Origin of the sequence: Anaerosporobacter faecicola (assembly GCF_012070565.1) — a bacterium.
Lineage (GTDB): Bacteria > Bacillota > Clostridia > Lachnospirales > Lachnospiraceae > Anaerosporobacter > Anaerosporobacter faecicola.
This window is the reverse complement of sequence record NZ_JAAQRO010000026.1, coordinates 13,281-31,058: the sequence shown is the minus strand read 5'-3', so window position 1 is coordinate 31,058 and position 17,778 is coordinate 13,281. Positions and strand designations below refer to the sequence as shown.

Here is a 17,778-nt window from a genome sequence, read left to right as displayed (position 1 = left end):
TACGCATAGAAAACCCCTGCTATAAGAGTAATTATAGCAGGGGTTTTCTATTTTATAGTGCTTTTTCCTTTCCTTTTCTTTTTTCCTTTTTTCTTTTTTTAAACTCTACATAACGCTCCAATAACAAAGAGGCATCTTCCTTACTTATCTGTTTTACTACCTTTACAGCAAATACATTCTGACTGGCGGCTTTCTTAATTCGTATTTTCCCTTTAAGATAACCATGCTCTTTACAATATGCTAAACAATAATAAGTTTTGGAGTTTGTAGTAAACCATTTTATTTTTTTTGTTGCTCGTTGTTTACACTGATTACACACAATACTATTAACTTCTCTATTCACCATAACTTCTTCCTTGGTTTGAAACTCTCTGGTAATGTATTTATAATAATCATCATAATATAGATAAATTTCTTCTTCTTTGCTCTGCGGATTATGAAAATAATCAAAAGAATAATTCTTTTTGATTATTTCTAAATCCAGTCTACTAAAAATCTCAGCTGTATATCTTGCATCTACATATGCACGATGAAAAACCTCTTTCTTTTCTATTTCCATGTGATCTACTGCATACTCTAGTGTTCTAGGAACTTTATTTTGATAATAACACAATGCAAAAAGCTTTTGTACATCATAAAATGGAACAGGATGATCAATATATCCAGTAATTTTGTAGTACACGAGATTCCTTTGAAGTTCAATTAGGTCCATATTTCCCCATGTGGCAAACCGATAGTTTTTTCCGCACCACTCAAAAAACTGTTGTATCACTACATCAAATGGATCTGCTTTATTAAGATCTGCGATTTCCATATGTATGATTTCTTTTGTAATAGAATGAAACTCATTATAGATTTGTGGATGAATTAATCGTTGAAAATTATCAATTATCTCTCTCTTCTCATTTAACTTAACCGCACCAATCTCTATTATTTCAAACGGAAGCTCCTTTACTTCTGTTCCTTTCCCATAGGGACTTTGATTCCACTCCAAATCAACAACAATGTAATTCACGCACTCACCTCCCGACATCAGGTGTAGAACACTGCTATTTTTCTATTTCTTATTATTATCTTTTATTATTGCCTCCGTAAAGGACTTTTGTGCTTTTAAAAGTATTTCAACACTATTTTTTTGACGTCTTAGTAATTCTTCTTTTGTGTTCTTCATCTTTCTCTCAATCATTTCTTCAAGCTGATGATTTTGTTCCAAAAGATACAAATTATATTCTTCCTTTTTCTTATCTAATTCATGTTTAACACTATCAATAAGGAGATAAAGTGCAATTAATAATACAATACTTGTTCCAATAATAGAGATCTTATCCGTTCTCCATTCTAGAAAAGCGTATACTTCAATTAGTACAGTTAATGTAAAAAACATAATATAAAAAGGTAATCCAAACTTATTCTTCTTCATCGTATCACCATCTTTCGTTATTATTGACATTTCTATAAACCATATACATAACCATGATTTTCTTCCATGTTGTATATGTTAATAGTTTTATATATAGTATACTTCTTATTTTAGGTCCACTACTTCCTTTTTAATCTATTGCTTTTAATTTAGCCTACTGCCTTTATTTTAGTCCACTAATTTTAGTCTACTGTTTTTATTTTAGTCTACTACTTCTATTTTAGTCTACTGTTTTTATTTTAGTCTACTACTTTTATTTTAGTCTACTATTCTTTTTGCCTAGTGTATTATATCATCTACTAAACATTACATCGTCTCGTGTATTATATAACGTTTAGTGCTCTGTTATACAGATATACATATCAACTATTCTAACTGATCCTTTTCACTCAATATGTTTCGATCACGTGCTAATTATACGACACAATAGATGTATCTATTCATTTTATTATACATTTATAATACTATAAAGGGTTCCGACCAATTTGATCGAAACCCTTATTAATTTGCACCTAACTGGATTCGAACCAGCGGCCTACCGCTTAGGAGGCGGTCGCTCTATCCTACTGAGCTATAGATGCAGATACTCATTAACATTAAAATTATAACTATAATATCCACTAAAGTCAAGAATAATACAACTATTTACTCAATACGAACTTTATCGTTTATTCTATAAAAGTAACCAATCCTTGTAACCATATGTTTCCCTTAAAACGCATTCCTGGCTCAGGATTTCCCACTAAGTCAACCTCATTAATACATATTTCAAATACAATGTCGTTACATTCAATCATAAGATTGTATATGTATTCCTTTGTATAAAAATTCTGTACTTTTTTTACTTCTAATATATTGGCCAGAACAGTATAATTGTCTGATTCTGAACCATATGGAATAAAGCTTGATTCTACGATAGAATATATATCCTCATTGCGCACTCTTCTTGAAACCATCGCATATAAATCAATATCATCAATTGTTAAACTATCGATAGCCTCTTGGTTGCCCTTCTTTGCTTCAGCTAATAACTGTGTTCGTTGTTTTGTATCAGTAGCAATATTTATGTTGATATTTGAATTTTTTTTATTACCTAACAAAACTTTACCTTCTGTTGATAACCCTGATAAGATAACCGGAACAATCCTATTATTCCATCTATTATTCCATCTATTTTTCCCATTGCAATCAATGTAATCAATGACATTTTGTAAATAGAAAATCAAAGATACTCCTATACGAAAATCATCACACATTCCTGTATAAGCATCTGTATCGACTCTCTTGTTAATCGCTACTTCTTCTCTTATACTCACAACTTGACCAGTAAAATAGGGATAATAATGTTCTAAATGGAAGAACCCCTTTTCATCATACTCTCCTCTTACTGAGATCCCAATTCTTTCTGCAAACTCTTTATCTAATTCTGCTGCAATAACATTCTTTTTTTCACTTGTTACATACTTGTCTGTAGGTTGTGCCATGACCATACCAAGAATCTGTTCCAGTTCTTCTCTTGAATCTATATTACTAAACCCCACGGATCTTAAATAGCTATGCATGATCGAAACACCACCTTTACTAAAATTTTAGCCACTTTATATTGTTATAACACTATTCCTACCATTTGTCTAGTTAAATACAAAAAAACTGTTATAAATATCTATGTCTATACATTCTTATACATTTACTTAATGGAATACATAAACAATAGATGATTTATAACAGTTATAAGTATTTAATCTTATATGTCCTTTGTGTCTTCTATAAATAGTGTTAATTCCTTTGTTAAATCAAGTTCAATCCACTTATCATAATATCTACCTGTTCTATCCATGATTAGTCGGATTACAGGACGAGTCGGACATTTTGTATTCTGTCGGAGAACAATTGCAATGTCTTTGTCACTAGTAATAACTGTACTTCCAGTTGGATAGGCAGCAACAGATTCATTAAATATTTTTACTATTTCATAATCAAATTTTACACCACTCTGGCTTATTATATAGTCAATGGCTTTATATACTTTCATTTTTTCTCCATGTAAACCATATACTAGATGATCAAATTCATCACATACACCAACAATTTTACTACCTATTTTAATTTTATTTCCTACAAGATGAAATGGATACCCACTTCCATCTATTCTTTCATGATGCGACAAGATAATGTCTTTTGCTACTGCTGATAGCCAAGTTTCTTTCTCGACAGAAGTATAACCGTAGATTACGTGTTTTTTCATTTCTTTAACTTTTATTTCGTCTTTATAGATTGATTCATATGTTTCATTATGAACATCAAAATTAAGATAATTAAAGCCAATATCATGAAGTAAACTTCCTACTGCAATATCCCTAACTTTATCTTGTGACAACTTTAGCTTTAATGCAATTAGTACGGATAAAGCACACACATTAACTGAATGAGAATAAGCAACTTCATTCTTTTTTCTGACACCCGATATATTAAACATTACTTCTGGCTCATTCAGTATATCAAAAATTATCTCATCAGCAACAACTTTTAACTTTTCCAATTCTGAATTATCACTAAAAAAATATTTTTCAATTGTCTCTTTAACAGTTTCCTGACACTGTTCCTTTATTTTCATTTCCGTTAATTCGTCGACTTTTATACCCATTGCTAATTCATCTTTTATGAATACATTAGTAATACCCAACTCAATTAATTTACTAATATATTCTTTTTTTATAACTGTTCCTTCTGACATTAGTATAATTCCAGAAGCAGTAAGAATATCTTTTGCTAGTATCTCATTTCCTTTTAGCACATTTACATTAACACTTCTCATCGCCATATTAGAATTCTTTATTTTTACCATTTAATCACCCTAATACTATTTTGTACTATTTGCAGCTTTATTACAATACTACAATAGCACTATCCTTTATGCATGTATACTCTTACTTTCAATTGCTTCTTTTAATGCAGTCTTCTCTTCTTCTGATAGTATAACAAATGATTCTCCGTTAATTATCTCTTTTACATACGTATAACAACCTTCTCTGCTGCTATGCATTGAATTAATTAGAAATCCATTGTTATCCTCTGTTAACAAAGCCAATACAAAGCTTAACTTACCGCCCATTTCACTAAATGCATCATATTTTACTATTCCTATTTTTTGATATACAAATTTAAGCGTACTATTAATCTTTGTGATTTGATTTTTTACTTCTTGTGTAGTTGTTTGCAAGCTACTTATTTCATCAAATCTTTTATGGATTTCATCTTCCAAACTTTCTCCACTTTTACTTGACATAAAACTTCTGTACTTTTTCTTTAATGAATGTACTTTACATAACAAAATAATACATATAATACTAACTATTAGTGCAACTCCCATTGTACCAAGCAGTACATACCCTATATCAATACCTAAACTATCGAATACTTCCATTTCCTATACCAAGACATCTATATGGCATTATGTGCATGATAGTGTCACAAGCTATATGAAAATCATAGCTCGTTTTTATCCTTTCTTATTTATTTGCATAATTGTATTATTATATCTAGTTCTGCTTTTGTCTTATTGTCTGAAACAATTCAACTATTCTTTCCAGCTCTTCCTTTGAGTAATATTCAATTTCAATTTTACCTTTGTCTTCTGTTTTCTGTTTTACTTGTACTTTGCTACCGATAATTTCTTTGATTTTTTCTTCAATATTTTTATAGATAAATTCATACTTATTATCTTTTTCTTTTTTATCTTCTTTTACTGGATCTAGTAATTTTTTTACTAGTTTTTCTGTTTCACGTACACTTAGCTTTTCATCAAATATTTTCAAAGCAACTTGATGTTGTAAATCACCATCTTCCAGTGTAATAAGAGCTCTAGCATGTCCACTTGATATCATATCATCGATTAACATTTGTTGTACTCGATCATCTAGTTTTAACAAACGCATAGAGTTTGCAATAGCTGTTCTACTTTTTGATACACGTTCAGCAACCTCATCTTGCTTTAATTTGTATTCATTAATTAATTTTTGAAAAGCTATTGCTTCTTCGATTGGATTAAGATCTTCACGTTGTATATTTTCTATTAACGCAATTTCAACAATTTCCTGTGAACTATAATCTTTTATAATTGCAGGAACTTCCTTTAGGCCCGCAACTTTTGCTGCTCTCCATCTTCGCTCACCTGCAATAATTTCAAAGTACTTATCTCTCTTTTGCAAAATTAATGGTTGAATAACTCCATAAATCTTTATAGAATCCGCGAGTTCTTGTATTGTGTCTTCATTAAAATTTTTTCGCGGTTGAGATTTATTTGGTTCAATCTGATTAATGTTTATTAATGTTTCACGTGAAACATTTTCTTCTGTCGTTTTCTTTTTTTCATCTTGTTTTGGTTCTTTTGGTTTTGTAACTTTTTTGGGAATCATGGAATCTAACCCTTTACCAAGTCCTCTACTACTTGCCGACACTAATTCTCACCTCTTTCTATAACTTCTAGTGCTAACTCTCTATATCCATCTGCGCCTGCAGACTTTGGATCATATAGGTTTATTGGTTTACCATGGCTAGGTGCTTCCGCAAGACGAACATTTCTTGGAATAATCGACTTATAGATGTTTTGATTCAAATTCTCTTTTACATTTTCAACAACTTGTAAAGATAAGTTTGTTCTCGCATCATACATTGTAAATACAACACCTTCAATTTCAAGTTCAGGATTCAATCTTTCCTTAACCAAATTGATTGTATGTATTAGCTGGGTTAACCCCTCCAACGCATAGTATTCACATTGAATTGGAACTAGTACAGTATTTGCAGTTGTCATAGCATTTACAGTTAACGTATTGAGCGAAGGAGGACAGTCAATTATTATAAAATCATATGAATCTTTAATTTTATCAATATATGATTTTAGAATATATTCTTTGTCATTTATTCCAATTAGCTCTATTTCTGCTCCTGCTAAATTAACATTGGAAGGTAGTACATATAAATTATCACATACACTTGGTATAATGCAGTCCTCTAATTCGCAACTACCAATCATTAATTCATAAACGGTATACTCTAAATCATTTTTATCTATACCTAGTCCGCTGGATGTATTTCCTTGTGGATCAATATCAATTGTTAGAACTTTTTTTCCTTGCTCCGCTAAACAAGCAGATAAATTAATAGCGGTTGTAGTTTTACCAACTCCACCTTTTTGATTAGCAACTGCTATTATTCTTCCCATTTTACCACCTCCATATTGTGTATAAATACGAGTCAGTTCTCTTATTAATAATAAGAGCACATTCTTGATTTATACAACATTCACTTTACTTAGATTACTTTGCAATGTTAATACTAGTTACTTAAATAAACTATAATAGATTATTGTAGTTATTAACAAACGTTTACTATTATACCTAGTATTCTTGTCGAATAACCATACTAATTATAGCATTTTTGCATTTACTAATCAACTAACATAAATAAAATGTTTCACGTGAAACATTTTATTATAATACTTTTATTTTGTTGATTTGGTTACTTCTCATTTAAATTTATTAGATAAGTAATTAATATACATTTTCCTTTGTAATAATCGACATAATAAGTTACATAAAAACGATTAATAGAATATGTAAAAAAACTATGTGTTATTTAATGTACTTGTCTATGTGATAAAGCATTAATTAAACTATGTATATATCTACGTAATTAGCTATTTATTAAACTATGTATTAATCTACGTGATTAACTATTTATTAAACTATGTATTAAATAATCTATTAACTATTTATTATAAGATTATATAATTAAAAGCATGCAAAAAAAAGTAATCGAACGCGTGATAAAAAAATGCACTATTTTTACCTTTTATACTAAAATAGTATTTTCAGTTTTTTCAAGAGGAAATAAATAAGATTTTTCAATTAAAAAGATTGTATATATTGATAAGAATTTTTTGAAATTTTTAACTAAGTATTAACTGGTAATTCTTTTATATTATCATATGGCTATCTTGTTAGTCTTTATTTGCTTGAATATGATTCTATCATTAACTACTTCGAAGTTCCTGTTACAGAGCACTGTTACAAATCTCTGTAAATATAATAATATAAATATAGAATTGTTATCATAGATCTATATTCGCTTAATTCTTATAATAACAATCCTATACTCTTTATCGTTTAATTAAAATAAATCAACCAAATTATTCTTTATTGCAAATACTGCTGCCTGAGTACGATCAAACACTTCAATTTTTCTAAAAATGTTTGATACATGATTCTTCACCGTCTTTTCACTGATCGATAACTTATAAGCAATTTCTTTATTAAATAACCCTTCTGCTAATAATTTTAACACTTCAATCTCTCGTTTTGTCAAATCATTAAGAACAGCGTTTTCTTCCTGAATGCTTATCTTTTCATTTAATAATGGTGCTAAATTTGGTTGAATATAAGTTTCCCCTTCATATATTGTGAAGATTGCTTTTTTTAATACATCCGAGTCAGAATCCTTTAAAACATAACCATTTATACCAATTTCAACAGCCTTTGCTAAGTACTCAATTTCATTATGTATTGTTAATATGAGTACTTTCACTTTAATTTCTTGTTCTTTTAATTTTTGAAGCATTTGTAAGCCATTCATGACAGGCATGTTAATATCCAAAAGTACAACATCTGGATTTGTAGTTTTAATTAACTCAATACCATCCTCTCCATTTCCCGCTTCTCCAATGACTTTTATATCTCCATCTAACTCTAGTAACTGCTTAATTCCTTCTCTAACTAACGAGTGGTCATCAATTATAATAATATTTACAGGTTCCATACTGTGCGCTCTCCTTTTTAATCGATTGTATAATTAGGAATTTATGTGTTATATGTAATTCTATAATATGTAAGTAGATCAGCTTGTTATGAAACACGCAGTTCCTTTTATTTTATTGGTACACATACACTAATCTTCGTTCCTGTTCCTACCTCTGAAGTAATATCTAATTTTCCTGACAAAAGTCCTACCCGCTCTTTCATCATAGATAAACCAAAACCACACATACTTTGGTTGATTCGATATTGTTCTCCAACAGAATTATTTTGGCTAAACCCACAGCCGTTATCTTCAATCACTAAGTCAATTGTATTTTCGTTATAAATTAAATTGATTTGTATTATTGTAGCTTTGGCATGTTTCAATGCGTTATTACATGCCTCTTGGATTATTCGAAATAAGGTCAGATCAATAATATCCGACTGAATACTTCTTTCATTTTCAACGTTTAATTCTACTTTTATTCTGTTACTATCAATGAACTGCTTAATATATCTCTTAACAGTAATAACCAATCCCAAATCCTCCAATGACATTGGTCGAAGATCATATATTATATTTCGCATATCATTAATTGTTGACTTTATCGTTTGTATCATTGTTTGTAATTCAAGTTTCGCCCTTATAGGATCTAAGTCCACTAACTTTGTACATAGTTCGGTCTTATGGACTAAGTTGGTTAAATTTTGTACTGTTGTATCATGTAATTCCCTTGCGATTCTCTTTCTTTCGATTTCTTGTGTTTCAAGAAGCTTTAATCCATCTACATCACCACTACATTTTGTTTGATTGGTTGCTTCCTGTTCTTCTTCTTTTCTCTGTACGTACTTTGCTATAACAGACATTTTCTTTTCCTTATCTGATATTTTATCATATGCTACTTGCAGTTGTTCTTCTCTCTGCTGCCAAATTAATAACTCATTTCTCATTTTATTCTCTTCATTACTGTTTACATGATTATTAACAGTAAAGATATCTTTTGTTTTTTCACATTCATTTTTCTCTATAGCTGCAATATCTTTTTGTAATATATCAATGTTAGACTGGATTTCATTAATTTCATCAATATTTTTCTTTTTTTCCATTCTTGCTTCCATTAATAAAAAGTCAGCTATTTCAATAAGAGGACTATTACTCAATGCATTATGATCTTGATTATTATAATTCACTATATTACCTCACTTTATTGCTTGCCATAATTATTCTTAAAATAAAAATAAAATACTTTTTATACTACTATAATATAACAAAATTCGAAATTATTAAAGAAATTTTTTACGGAATCTTTATTTTTATTTCAGATTGTTAATTTTTCGACAATTCAGTATTTATTTAAAGCATTTTATCACTAGAAACTTTCTTTTAGAAATACAAAAATGCATTGTAAGTCTATTAAAATTAGCATATAATATAAATTATAGAAATGAAAAATAAATTTTTATATTAGCAAATTATTTTAATAATATCTTTTTGTTATAGAATATTATAGTATTATTTGTTTTTTTATTACATTTTAAAAATGACTTTTATACTTATTATCATTAACTTGTATTCTTTTTTTATTAATGGTTTAGTTTCCTTATTTCCATTACAGTTATAAAGTAATACTTGTTATAGTTATGTTATTTTATCACAATTATAGATATCATAATGATCTTTAGAGAAAGAGGGATATTCGTTGAAAAAAAACAAGAAAGTTTCCATCGCACTCTTTACAACTGCTGCTGTTGCTGCTTTTACAATATTTATTAATAAGCTAACATTTTATTTAGCAGCGAAGCAAGATAAATTATATTTACCAAATAGCAACTATTATGAATGGCGCTTTGGAAAAATATATTTCACAAAACACGGACAAGGTGAGCCTGTACTGCTCGTTCATGATTTAGATGCCAGCCAATCTAGTTACGAATTCAAGACTCTCATATCCAGACTTGAAAAGAATTATACCGTATACACCATTGATCTTATTGGTTTTGGAAAGTCAGACAAACCTAAAATTACGTATACGAACTTTTTATTTGTTCAACTACTATCTGATTTTATTCAACATGTTGTTAAACAGAAAGTAAATTTAATATGTGTTGGAAAATCAACAACAATAGGATTAACTGTATGTAATTACAATCCTACAATTATTAATAAACTTCTCTTTATTAATGCACCAAGTATAACTACTTTAAATAAAATACCGCAACAAAAGCAACGTTTGTTGAAGAAACTATATGATTCTTATATTATAGGAAATCTATTATATAACATTACCTATAGTAAAAAATCTCTTGCTTCTAATTTGGAAAATCAAGTTTGGACATCTTCATCTATAACAAAGAATTATATTTTATCCAGAAACGAAGCTGCTCACCTTAGTGGTGAATTATCCAGATATGTTGAATCCAGTATTCGTTGTTATTATACGAATTTAAATATTATACATGCATTAAAATCAATTAATAATAGCATCTCTTTTATAACTGGTAGTGAATATGTAAACTATCAGGAAGTTTTTGATTCCTATTATGAACTAAATTCTTCAATTGAAACAAGTATAATCGAAAAAGCGAAAGGACTCCCATGGATTGAAAATCCGGAAGAACTATATCAACTAATAACAATATTTTTTTCATAGGTTAAATTAATAAAAAAACACTTCTTCGATAAGTTAAAGAACCTTATAAAGGTATTTTTTCTTATCAAGAAGTGTTTTTCTTTTAAATAAGAACAATTGGATACTATATTTTTATTTACAACACTTATGATTTGTCTTAAAACTAACAACATCCAATTTCATACATATTGCTTTTTCTTTTGCTATATGCATACAGAAGGGAATATCTTCCTTTTCTTGTACTGCATACGCTAAATCTGTTAATATACTTTTTATCTCAATAAAACCTAATTTACTAAAAAAACCTTTATTTGTAGAATCACAAATCACATTAACTGTTTCTGTATTTAGCAAGTATGCTTTTTCCACTAATAATCGTACAACAAAATCACCAATTTTCTCGTTTCTTTTCTCTTGGATAACATATATACCATCCAATAAAAATGTTTCATGTACGATTAATAAACGACCGCATGCAACTGGTATATGGTTTTCATACACTATAACATGAATTGCTTCTGTATCCATAGAGTCTTGTTGATCAAACCCACATACTTGCTTTCTTACGTTTATAACATCATTCAGTGGATCGCCAATCATCAGATATTTTCCTTCTAACATGACACTCCTTCTTTCTGCTATACAACAAAACTACTTTAATGGTTCTTTAGATGGTTTTCCAGCCATTCTAGGATATATCTTTTTTGTTTCCTTTTCTTTATGAATAATTACAAAAGATCTCTCAATATCCGTGTTTGGTAATGTTAATGGAACCACCTTTTCTATATCTGCTCCCAGAATCAATACTGCTTTTTTCGCCGCTTCCACTTCTTCTGCTATTTTACCAGATTTATAAGGTACAAAATAACCTTCTTTTTTTACAAATGGAACACAATACTCTGATAATGTACTTAAATTTGCAACTGCTCTGGATACACATAAATCAAATTTTTCACGATACGTTTTGTCTCGACCATAGTCCTCTGCTCGACCATGTATAGCACTTATTTTTTTTAAATTAAGTTGCTTTATCACTTCGTTTAAAAACTTAATACGTTTATTTAATGAATCCAATAATACAAACTCAATGTCTGGATACATAATTTTCAGTGGTATACCCGGAAAACCTGCTCCAGTTCCCAAATCCATTATTGATTTTACAGATGATAAGTCATATGCTTTTACCAAAAGTAAACTATCAACAAAATGTTTTATTACCACTTCTTCATATTCTGTAATCCCTGTTAGATTCATAAAAGAATTCCATTCTACAAGTATTTCATAATATTGAATAAATTGTTGTACCTGTAAATCTGAAATTTCTAAATCCAAACTTTGTATGGCCTGCTTTACAATATCTTCTCTATTCATACATTCTCCTATTACTTTTTAACATGATGTGCTGACAGATAAACAAGTAAAACAGATAAATCTGCAGGTGATACACCCGCTATTCTTGAAGCTTGACCAACAGAGTGTGGTTTTACTAAAGATAACTTTTGTTTTGCTTCAAGTCGTAAACTATGAACATCATCATAATCAATATCTTCAGGAATTAATTTTGATTCTAGCTTTTTAAATTGTTCCACTTGTTTTAGTTGTCTTTTTATATACCCTTCATATTTAATATTAATATTAACCTGTTGAATTACATCACGGGCTAATTCTTTTCTGTCTTTATCAATTGAAGCAATACTTTCATAGGAAAGTTCAGGACGACGTATTAATTCTGCCAAATTTGTTCCTGTCTTAAGAGGAGTACTTCCATTTGATTCAAGCATTTCTTGTACTTCCTTGGATGCTCCTATAGTTGTTTGCTCTAAACGTGCAATTTCTTCCTGAATTAATCTTTCTTTCTCAACTACTCCCTCATATCGCTCATCACTAATTAATCCAACTTGATGCCCAATTTTACTCAATCTAAGATCCGCATTATCTTGTCTTAATAACAACCGATATTCAGAACGTGAGGTCATCATACGATAAGGCTCTTTGTTTTCTTTTGTAACAAGGTCATCAATTAATACACCAATATATGATTCAGAACGATCTAAAATGATTGGTGTTTTACCTAGCACTTTAAGCCCAGCATTAATTCCTGCAATTAATCCCTGCGCTGCCGCCTCTTCATATCCCGAGCTACCGTTAAACTGTCCACCACTGAAAAGTCCTTCTATTTTCTTGAACTCCAGTGTAGATTTTAACTGATTTGGTTTAATACAATCATACTCAATTGCATATGCATTTCTTACTATCTTTGCATTTTCCAAACCAGGTACACTACGATACATCTTATATTGTACATCTTCTGGTAATGAACTTGACATTCCTCCAATATACATTTCATTCGTGTAATTTCCTTCTGGTTCAATGAATACTTGATGTCGATCTTTATCTGCAAAACGTACTACTTTATCTTCAATTGAAGGGCAGTATCTCGGACCTGTTCCTTCAATATTACCTGAGTACAATGGAGAACGATCTAGATTATCGCGAATAATTTGATGGGTTGTCTCATTAGTATAAGTTAACCAACAAGATACTTGTGGTCTTTCTAACTCTTCTGGTGTATTAGTAAAAGAGAATGGCACAATTTCTTCATCCCCTTTTTGTTCTTCCATCTTGCTAAAATCAATTGATCTCTTATCAATTCTAGCAGGTGTACCTGTTTTAAATCTCTGCATTTCTATACCAATACTTTTTAATGAATCTGTTAGATGATTCGCTGCTGATAATCCATTTGGCCCTGTGTAATTACTAACATCCCCATATATACAACGTGCGTTCAGATACGTCCCTGTTGCTAATACAACAGCTTTACATGGATATATTGCACCAGAGTAAGTCTTTACACCTTTTACCTTACCATCCTCAACCAATATTTCACAAACTTCTGCTTGTTTTACTGTTAAGTGTTCTGTACTTTCAATGACGTTTCTCATGGTTCGACTATAATCTTGTTTATCTGCCTGTGCTCTTAGTGAATGGACAGCAGGTCCCTTTGATTTATTCAACATTTTGGACTGTATAAATGTCTTGTCTATATTTTTACCCATTTCACCACCAAGGGCATCTATCTCTCTAACCAAATGACCTTTTGAGCTTCCTCCAACATTGGGGTTACAAGGCATTAACGCTATACTGTCAACGCTTACCGTAAACATTAATGTATCTAATGACATACGTGCACTTGCTAAGGCTGCTTCACAACCTGCATGACCCGCTCCAACGACAACAACATCGTAATTTTCATACGTATATGACATAATCCTTCCTCATTTCTTTCTTGCTCGACCATCCAACCTAACGGCCCCATGGATGGTCTTTGTCTTTACATTACACACAATCGTTTCATTTTGTGGTATTATTATTGATTTATTTTACAAACTTCTACTTCTAATTCTTACTTAAAAACTAATCTTAATTTGAAACTTTTATTATAACATATTATTTTCCCATACAAAATTCTTTAAATATGGTATTTACAAGATCATCATCTACCATTTCCCCTATTATATAACCTAACGTATTATACGCACTCATAAGATCTATAGAGAAGAAATCTTCCGACATACCATCCAATATACTATTCTTTACCTGAAGTAAACTTTCTTTTGCTTCTGCTATAGCGGCCTTATGTCTTACATTGGTAATATAGATTTCATCATTAAAGTTAAGTTTTCCTTCATAGAAAAGTTCCTTTATACATGTTTCAAATTCTTCTATACCAGTTCCCTCTTTGGCTGATATCTTGATCACGGTTTTATGCGTTAACTCCTCTAATTGTTCTATCGTAATCTTCATATTAAGATCGGATTTATTCAACAGAACAACACATTTTCTTTCTTTAATCAATTCCATTATTTCATAATCATTTTCATCAAAATCTCTTGAACCATCCACGACGTAAATGATTAAGTCTGCATTCATTGCATTTTCTCGAGCTTTTTTTACACCGATTTTCTCTATAACATCAGCTGTATCACGAATTCCTGCTGTATCCACAATATTTAAAGTTATTCCGTGTATGGACACCGTTTCTTCAAGTGTATCTCTTGTTGTTCCTGCAATATCGGTTACAATTGCACGATCCTCACCAAGTAGAACATTCATTAATGATGATTTTCCCGCATTTGGCTTTCCTAATATAACTGTTTTAATACCCTCTCTTAATAAACGTCCATTATCGGCAGACTCTAATAATTTATCTAAAACTGTAAGATTACTATTAACATTCATCAATAGTTCTTCAGAAAAATTTCCAATTTCAATATGCTCTGGATCATCTAGTGCTGCTTCAATAAATGCAACATTATGAATAATAGAGTCTCTTATCTCTTTTATTTTTCCTAGTACATTTCCTTTTAACTGGCTAAGAGAACTACTGAGTGCATACTCATTTTTTGCATTAATTACATCAATTACTGCTTCTGCTTGTGATAAATCAATTCTTCCATTTACAAATGCACGCTTTGTGAATTCTCCTGGTTCCGCAACTCTTGCACCATACTTTACAACTGTTTCTAATATTTTTTTCGTAACAACTACTCCACCATGACAGTCAATCTCTATTACATCTTCTCTTGTATACGTATTTGGTCCACGTAAAACCAATACCATAACTTCATCAATTGTTCTGTCACCATCCAAAATATATCCATAATGGACTGTATGACTTGGAACTTCTGATAGTTTTTTATCTCCTTTTGGAGAGGAATAGATTTTGTCTATGATATTGAACGCTTCATCTCCACTTATTCTTACAATACTGATTCCAGCATTGGTCATACCTGTGGAAATTGCCGCGATAGTATCTGTTTTCAATGTGTACACAATCCTTTCTAATGTCATAATAGGGGCTGTCGCAAAATCTTCAATTGTACGAAATGACTTTTGCTACAGCCCCTGTTTCTTATTCTTCTGTTACAGCAATTGTTTCAGCTTGTTTCGCTCCGTATCCTTTACTGTAATCTTTTTTATAATCTTTCTTGTAATCTTTTTTGTAGCTATATTCTTTATTATAACTACCTTTGTATTCTTTTGTATACTTTTTAAGTGTAATAACAACTCTTCTGTATGGTTCTTCCCCTTCACTATGGGTTTCCACATACTTATCATTCTGAAGGGCAGAGTGAATAATTCTTCTTTCAAATGGATTCATAGGCTCAAGGGATACGGAATGTTTTGTTCTTTTAACCTTATAAGCGATATTTTTAGCTAAATTTTCAAGGGTCTCTTTTCTTCTTTCCCTGTAATTCTCTGTATCAACTTTAACTTTGAGATAGCTATCACTTTCTTTATTTACTACAAGACTAACCAAGTATTGTAATGAATCAAGAGTCTGTCCTCTTTTACCGATTAAAACTCCCATATCATCACCACTGAGATCAATATTCATATAACCTTCTTCTTTGTTATAATCCACATTAATTGATACATCTAAACTCATGGCATGAAAGATTTTCTTTAAAAAGTTTATTGCTACACCTTCCATTGTCTTCTTACTACGTACTCTAATCTTAGCAGGTTTACTAAATAAACCAAGTATTCCATTTGATTCTTTTTCAAGTACTTCATATTCTACATTATCGCTTGTAGTCTCAAGTTTAATAAGCGCTTCAGTTAATGCTTCATTCACATTCTTTGCTGTAACCTCAATCCATTCATTCATGATTACTTTTCCCCCTTACCTGAGCTATTCATACCTTTCAATAAATTTGCCTTTTCAGCGATACTTCCTGCTTTATACGTTCTGTTGTCATTTGTATCTGTCTGATCTGCTTTTGAACTTGCACTGGAGTTTGCCTTTGAACTAATACTACTCTTCTTGTTTGTTACGTTGTTGTAAGCACCTGCTTTATCTCCAATGGACTTCGTCTGTTTTTTTGCAAGTTCTTGTAAGGTTGCTTCATAGTCCACATGTTTTTTCTTCTTTTTCGCTTTTTCTACGCTCTTCTCAACTAATTCATCAATATCTACTTTTTCAAAATGTTTGTTAATCGCGAATTGCTGTATGATTTGGAATACCGAACCAGCTACCCAGTATATACCTATACCAATTGGCAATGATAAACAGATAAAACCTGAGAATAAAGGCATAAATGTATTCATTGCTTTCATACTAGCAGCACCTGGCGCATTCTTGTCCATTCCATTCGCTGCTGTCATTTGTTTTGTTGAATACCATTGCGTTGCAACAGCTAAAATTGGCACGATTAATCCTGGAATAGCTTTTGATAATGGATTATCCGCGATATTCAAACCACCAACAAAGGAATTGATGTGAATAATTTTGTCTGAGTTTGATGCAATTGTATCGCTGATTCCCGGAAAAGCTTTCGCTAATTCTGACCAGTTTCCTGACGTAAACTTCGTTAATGCATCAATGATCGATTTAATGCTACTATCAGCAGACAATCCTGTTACATGTAAGTTATCTGCTAAAATAGTTGCGAAATTTGGTGTATCTTTTAATCCTGTTGCTATATTCTCATATAAATTATATATATCTCCAATATAAGCTGGAATTCTATAAATAACTTGGTATAAAGCAAATAAAATTGGTAATGTGATTAACATTGGTAAACAACCACTTGTTGGACTGGCACCGTACTTTTGATATACAGCTTGTGTTTCAAGTTGTTGTTTTCTCATGGAAATCTCATCACGTTTTCCTTTATACTTCTCCTGAATTTTCATTAGTTCTGGATTCATCTTCGATGAGATCTTAGTAAATTTTTGTTGCTTCACTGTTAATGGTATCATTAACGACTTAACAATAAATGTGAATAAAACGATACAAAGTGCAGCATTCTCAATATGAAACATACTTAAGAATTCATATATAACATTCAGAATCCATCCAAGTAAACTTGCAATTGGACCTAGTAAACCACCACTTTGTGTTAAAAATAAGTTTGTCACTTGTTATTCC

General features: G+C 30.6%; 16 protein-coding genes and 1 tRNA gene. 1 reads left to right on the top strand and 16 read right to left on the bottom strand.

Annotation, left to right across the window (positions count from 1 at the left end; translation table 11 throughout):
- Positions 1-52: 52 nt before the first annotated feature.
- The 10 genes from HBB17_RS11465 to HBB17_RS11420 all read right to left on the bottom strand — a co-directional run bounded on the left by HBB17_RS11465 (position 53) and on the right by HBB17_RS11420 (position 9,405).
- The gene (locus tag HBB17_RS11465) at positions 53-1,015 is read right to left on the bottom strand and encodes a 3'-5' exonuclease (protein WP_167957634.1); all 963 of its coding nucleotides are present in this window, start codon (positions 1,013-1,015) and stop codon (positions 53-55) included.
- Between the two features lie 42 nt (positions 1,016-1,057).
- Positions 1,058-1,450: a hypothetical protein gene (locus HBB17_RS11460; protein WP_167957633.1), complete on the bottom strand. Its 393-nt coding sequence runs from the start codon at positions 1,448-1,450 to the stop codon at positions 1,058-1,060.
- Positions 1,451-1,927: 477 nt separating this feature from the next.
- Positions 1,928-2,001 (bottom strand) — tRNA-Arg (locus tag HBB17_RS11455).
- 87 nt (positions 2,002-2,088) lie between these two features.
- Complete coding sequence (locus tag HBB17_RS11450) at positions 2,089-2,982, bottom strand: DUF3881 family protein (RefSeq protein ID WP_167957632.1); 894 nt, start codon at positions 2,980-2,982, stop codon at positions 2,089-2,091.
- Positions 2,983-3,164: 182 nt separating this feature from the next.
- Entirely contained in the window at positions 3,165-4,241 is a 1,077-nt protein-coding gene (locus tag HBB17_RS11445) for an HD-GYP domain-containing protein (RefSeq protein WP_167957631.1), read from the bottom strand.
- A 90-nt stretch (positions 4,242-4,331) separates the two neighbouring features.
- Positions 4,332-4,844: a DUF4446 family protein gene (locus tag HBB17_RS11440; RefSeq protein ID WP_167957630.1), complete on the bottom strand. Its 513-nt coding sequence runs from the start codon at positions 4,842-4,844 to the stop codon at positions 4,332-4,334.
- 115 nt (positions 4,845-4,959) lie between these two features.
- Positions 4,960-5,877: a ParB/RepB/Spo0J family partition protein gene (locus tag HBB17_RS11435; protein ID WP_330588211.1), complete on the bottom strand. Its 918-nt coding sequence runs from the start codon at positions 5,875-5,877 to the stop codon at positions 4,960-4,962.
- Positions 5,877-6,644 (bottom strand): ParA family protein, encoded by a 768-nt coding sequence (locus HBB17_RS11430; RefSeq protein ID WP_167957629.1) that lies wholly within the window; start codon positions 6,642-6,644, stop codon positions 5,877-5,879. Before HBB17_RS11430 ends, HBB17_RS11435 begins: the two co-directional genes overlap by 1 nt.
- A 947-nt stretch (positions 6,645-7,591) precedes the next feature.
- Entirely contained in the window at positions 7,592-8,236 is a 645-nt protein-coding gene (locus HBB17_RS11425; protein ID WP_167957628.1) for a response regulator, read from the bottom strand.
- A gap of 107 nt (positions 8,237-8,343) precedes the next feature.
- On the bottom strand, positions 8,344-9,405 hold the full coding sequence (locus HBB17_RS11420) for a sensor histidine kinase (protein WP_167957627.1): 1,062 nt from the start codon (positions 9,403-9,405) through the stop codon (positions 8,344-8,346).
- A 509-nt stretch (positions 9,406-9,914) separates the two neighbouring features.
- On the opposite strand from HBB17_RS11420, the gene HBB17_RS11415 reads away from it, so the two are divergent.
- Positions 9,915-10,865, top strand: a complete 951-nt coding sequence (locus HBB17_RS11415) for an alpha/beta fold hydrolase (protein ID WP_167957626.1) — start codon at positions 9,915-9,917, stop codon at positions 10,863-10,865.
- Between the two features lie 111 nt (positions 10,866-10,976).
- On the opposite strand, the gene HBB17_RS11410 is transcribed toward HBB17_RS11415, so the two are convergent.
- From HBB17_RS11410 to HBB17_RS11385, 6 genes are all read right to left on the bottom strand, one after another.
- Positions 10,977-11,465, bottom strand: a complete 489-nt coding sequence (locus tag HBB17_RS11410) for a GNAT family N-acetyltransferase (protein WP_167957625.1) — start codon at positions 11,463-11,465, stop codon at positions 10,977-10,979.
- 30 nt (positions 11,466-11,495) lie between these two features.
- Positions 11,496-12,215, bottom strand: coding sequence for a 16S rRNA (guanine(527)-N(7))-methyltransferase RsmG (rsmG, locus tag HBB17_RS11405; protein WP_167957624.1), 720 nt, complete (start codon positions 12,213-12,215; stop codon positions 11,496-11,498).
- A gap of 11 nt (positions 12,216-12,226) precedes the next feature.
- Positions 12,227-14,110, bottom strand: coding sequence for a tRNA uridine-5-carboxymethylaminomethyl(34) synthesis enzyme MnmG (mnmG, locus tag HBB17_RS11400; RefSeq protein ID WP_167957623.1), 1,884 nt, complete (start codon positions 14,108-14,110; stop codon positions 12,227-12,229).
- A gap of 181 nt (positions 14,111-14,291) precedes the next feature.
- Entirely contained in the window at positions 14,292-15,668 is a 1,377-nt protein-coding gene (gene mnmE / locus HBB17_RS11395) for a tRNA uridine-5-carboxymethylaminomethyl(34) synthesis GTPase MnmE (protein WP_207717345.1), read from the bottom strand.
- 88 nt (positions 15,669-15,756) lie between these two features.
- Positions 15,757-16,515, bottom strand: a complete 759-nt coding sequence (gene jag / locus HBB17_RS11390; protein WP_167957621.1) for an RNA-binding cell elongation regulator Jag/EloR — start codon at positions 16,513-16,515, stop codon at positions 15,757-15,759.
- A gap of 2 nt (positions 16,516-16,517) precedes the next feature.
- Positions 16,518-17,768, bottom strand: a complete 1,251-nt coding sequence (locus HBB17_RS11385; protein WP_167957620.1) for a YidC/Oxa1 family membrane protein insertase — start codon at positions 17,766-17,768, stop codon at positions 16,518-16,520.
- Positions 17,769-17,778: the final 10 nt, after the last annotated feature.